The organism is Stenotrophomonas sp. HMWF003 (assembly GCF_003061285.1).
Lineage (GTDB): Bacteria > Pseudomonadota > Gammaproteobacteria > Xanthomonadales > Xanthomonadaceae > Stenotrophomonas > Stenotrophomonas maltophilia_AP.
In genome coordinates this window covers 1-3,014 of the sequence record NZ_QAIW01000137.1, presented here as the reverse complement: position 1 = coordinate 3,014, position 3,014 = coordinate 1, and the positions used below count along the sequence as shown (strand labels likewise).

At 65.6% G+C, this 3,014-nt stretch carries 4 protein-coding genes and 1 pseudogene; 4 read left to right on the top strand and 1 reads right to left on the bottom strand.

What is annotated here, in order from left to right; translation table 11 throughout:
• The 4 genes from DBR34_RS05285 to DBR34_RS05275 all read left to right on the top strand — a co-directional run.
• On the top strand, positions 1-1,239 hold a 1,239-nt coding region (locus tag DBR34_RS05285), incomplete at its 5' end, for a cbb3-type cytochrome c oxidase subunit I (RefSeq protein WP_128095991.1).
• 7 nt (positions 1,240-1,246) lie between these two features.
• Entirely contained in the window at positions 1,247-1,381 is a 135-nt protein-coding gene (locus tag DBR34_RS22160) for a hypothetical protein (protein ID WP_258223679.1), read from the top strand.
• The gene (locus DBR34_RS05280; RefSeq protein WP_128095990.1) at positions 1,378-1,971 is read left to right on the top strand and encodes a cytochrome c oxidase assembly protein; all 594 of its coding nucleotides are present in this window, start codon (positions 1,378-1,380) and stop codon (positions 1,969-1,971) included. The genes DBR34_RS22160 and DBR34_RS05280 overlap by 4 nt, the downstream gene beginning before the upstream one ends.
• Before the next feature lie 22 nt (positions 1,972-1,993).
• Complete coding sequence (locus DBR34_RS05275) at positions 1,994-2,869, top strand: cytochrome c oxidase subunit 3 (protein ID WP_128095989.1); 876 nt, start codon at positions 1,994-1,996, stop codon at positions 2,867-2,869.
• 53 nt (positions 2,870-2,922) lie between these two features.
• On the opposite strand, the pseudogene DBR34_RS05270 reads toward DBR34_RS05275, so the two are convergent.
• A pseudogene (locus DBR34_RS05270) lies at positions 2,923-3,014 on the bottom strand (DUF2909 domain-containing protein); the annotation flags it as partial.

Here is a 3,014-nt window from a genome sequence, read left to right as displayed (position 1 = left end):
AGCCTGCTCCTGGTCACCCTGTTCCTGCCCGGTGGGGCGCCGGCCGGTGGCTGGACGCTGTACCCGCCGCTGTCGCTGCAGGGTGGCTACAACGTGGCCTTCAGCGTGTTCGCCATCCACGTGGCCGGCATCAGTTCGATCATGGGCGCGATCAACATCATCGCCACCGTGCTCAACATGCGCGCGCCCGGCATCGACCTGCTGAAAATGCCGATCTTCTGCTGGGCCTGGCTGATCACCGCCTTCCTGCTGATCGCGGTGATGCCGGTGCTGGCCGGTGCGGTGACCATGCTGCTCACCGACAAGTTCTTCGGCACCAGCTTCTTCAACGCGGCCGGCGGCGGCGACCCGGTGATGTTCCAGCACATCTTCTGGTTCTTCGGGCACCCGGAGGTGTACATCATGATCCTGCCGGCGTTCGGCGTGGTCAGTGAAATCATCCCCACCTTCAGCCGCAAGCCGCTGTTCGGCTACCAGGCCATGGTCTACGCGGTGGCGGCGATTGCCTTCCTGTCCTTCATCGTCTGGGCCCACCACATGTTCACCGTGGGCATGCCGCTGGGCGGCGAAATCTACTTCATGTTCGCCACCATGCTGATCTCCATCCCGACCGGGGTGAAGGTGTTCAACTGGGTGAGCACCATGTGGCGCGGTTCGCTCACGTTCGAGGCCCCGATGCTGTGGGCGGTGGCGTTCGTGATCCTGTTCACCATCGGCGGTTTCTCCGGGCTGATGCTGGCCATCGTGGTGGCCGACTTCCAGTACCACGACACCTACTTCGTGGTGGCGCACTTCCACTACGTGCTGGTCACCGGCGCGGTGTTCGCGCTGATCGCCGCGGTGTACTACTGGTGGCCGAAGTGGACCGGGCGGATGTACAGCGAGAAGTGGGCCAAGTTCCACTTCTGGTGGTCCATCGTGTTCGTGAACCTGCTGTTCTTCCCGCAGCACTTCCTGGGCCTGGCCGGCATGCCGCGCCGCATCCCCGATTACAGCGTGGCGTTCGCCGACTGGAACCTGATCAGCTCGATCGGTGCGTTCGGCATGTTCGCCACGCCCTTCATGATGGCCGCGATCCTGCTGCACTCGCTGCGTCACGGCGAAAAGGCCACCGACCGGGTCTGGGAAGGCGCGCGCGGGCTGGAATGGACGCTGCCGTCGCCGGCACCGGCGCACACCTTCACCACGCCGCCGGTGATCCGCCCGGGCGACCTGGCCCATGACGACATCACCCACTGAGGCGACCATGGCCAACGCACCGGACAACGTGGACATTCAAGACCTGCAGCGCCGCCGCGCGCACCGCACTGCCTGGAAGATCGGGCTGGTGGCGGTGGCGGTGTACGTCGGTTTCATCCTGACCGGAGTGATCGGGCGATGAGCGACACCGGCCCCGCCGTTCCCGCACGCACGGCGGGCCTGCCCCGCCTGATCGGGGTGGCGTTGGCCGTGTTCGTGCTGACCTTCTCGCTGGTGCCGCTGTACCGCATCGCCTGCGAGAAGGTGTTCGGCGTACGCCTGGAACGTGGTCCCGGCGCGGCGGCGGCGGGCGTCACCACGCCGGGCAAGCGCACCGTGCGGGTGGAGTTCGACGGCGGGGTCAATTCCAAGCTGCCGTGGGCGTTCCATCCCGAACAGCTGACCATGGACGTGGTGCCGGGCGAGCTCAACGAGGCGCTGTATTACGCCCGCAACGACAGCGACCGCGCGCTGGTGGGCAGCGCGGTGCCGTCGGTCGCACCGGCCAAGGCGTCGGGCTACTTCAGCAAGACCGAATGCTTCTGCTTCACCGCGCAGACCCTGCAGGCCGGCGAAAAGCGCGACATGCCGGTGCGCTTCATCGTCGACCCGGACCTGCCGGCCAACATCAAGACCATCACGCTGTCCTACACCTTCTACAAGAACGACGCGTTGTCGGCGCAGCTGCCTGCCGCCGTGGCGGCAACAGCCAACGCACACGCTGCTCCCTAGATACGCACCGGACCCCAAGACCATGGCCCAGCAAAGCCCCGATGCCAACGTGTACTTCGTGCCCACGCACAGCAAATGGCCGTTCATCGGTTCCATCGCGATGATGGTGACCATGGTGGGCGTGGCCAGCTGGCTCAATGATTCGGGCTGGGGCAAGTGGACCTTCTACGCCGGCATCGCGATGCTGGTGCTCACCCTGTTCTGGTGGTTCAGCGACGTGGTGCGCGAGTCGCAGGCCGGCAACTACAACCGCCAGGTGGACGGTTCGTTCCGCATGGGCATGGTGTGGTTCATCTTTTCCGAAGTGATGTTCTTCGGCGCATTCTTCGGCGCGCTGTTCTACACCCGCAACCTGGGCCTGCCGTGGCTGGGCGGCGAGGGCGACGGGGTGATGACCAACGAACTGCTGTGGGACGGTTATTCCGCTGCGTGGCCTACCAATGGCCCTGGCAGTATCGGGGGGCACTTCCAGACCATTCCGGCCTGGGGCCTGCCGCTGATCAACACGCTGATCCTGCTCACCTCCGGCGTCACCCTCACCATCGCCCACCACGCGCTCAAGGCCGGCAACCGCCGCCAGCTGCTGGTCTGGCTGGGCCTGACCGTGGTGCTGGGCCTGTTCTTCCTGACCCTGCAGGCCGAGGAATACATCCACGCCTACAAGGAACTCAACCTCACCCTGGGCTCGGGCATCTACGGCTCCACGTTCTTCATGCTCACCGGCTTCCACGGCGCGCACGTGCTGCTGGGCACCATCATGCTGGGCGTGATGTGGCTGCGCTCGGCCAAGGGCCACTTCACCCGCGACAACCACTTCGGCTTCGAAGCGGCGGCCTGGTACTGGCACTTCGTCGACGTGGTGTGGCTGATGCTGTTCCTGTTCGTCTACGTGCTGTAGCGTCGGGGTGACACCGGCCGCACCTGTCCAGGTGCGGCGTCAGTGGAACGCGGTCAACCGCCGATGCCGTGGGGTTTGATCCAGCCGCTGTAGATGCCGATGGCCACCAGCGCGATCAGCGCCACCGACACCGCGATGCGGCGGG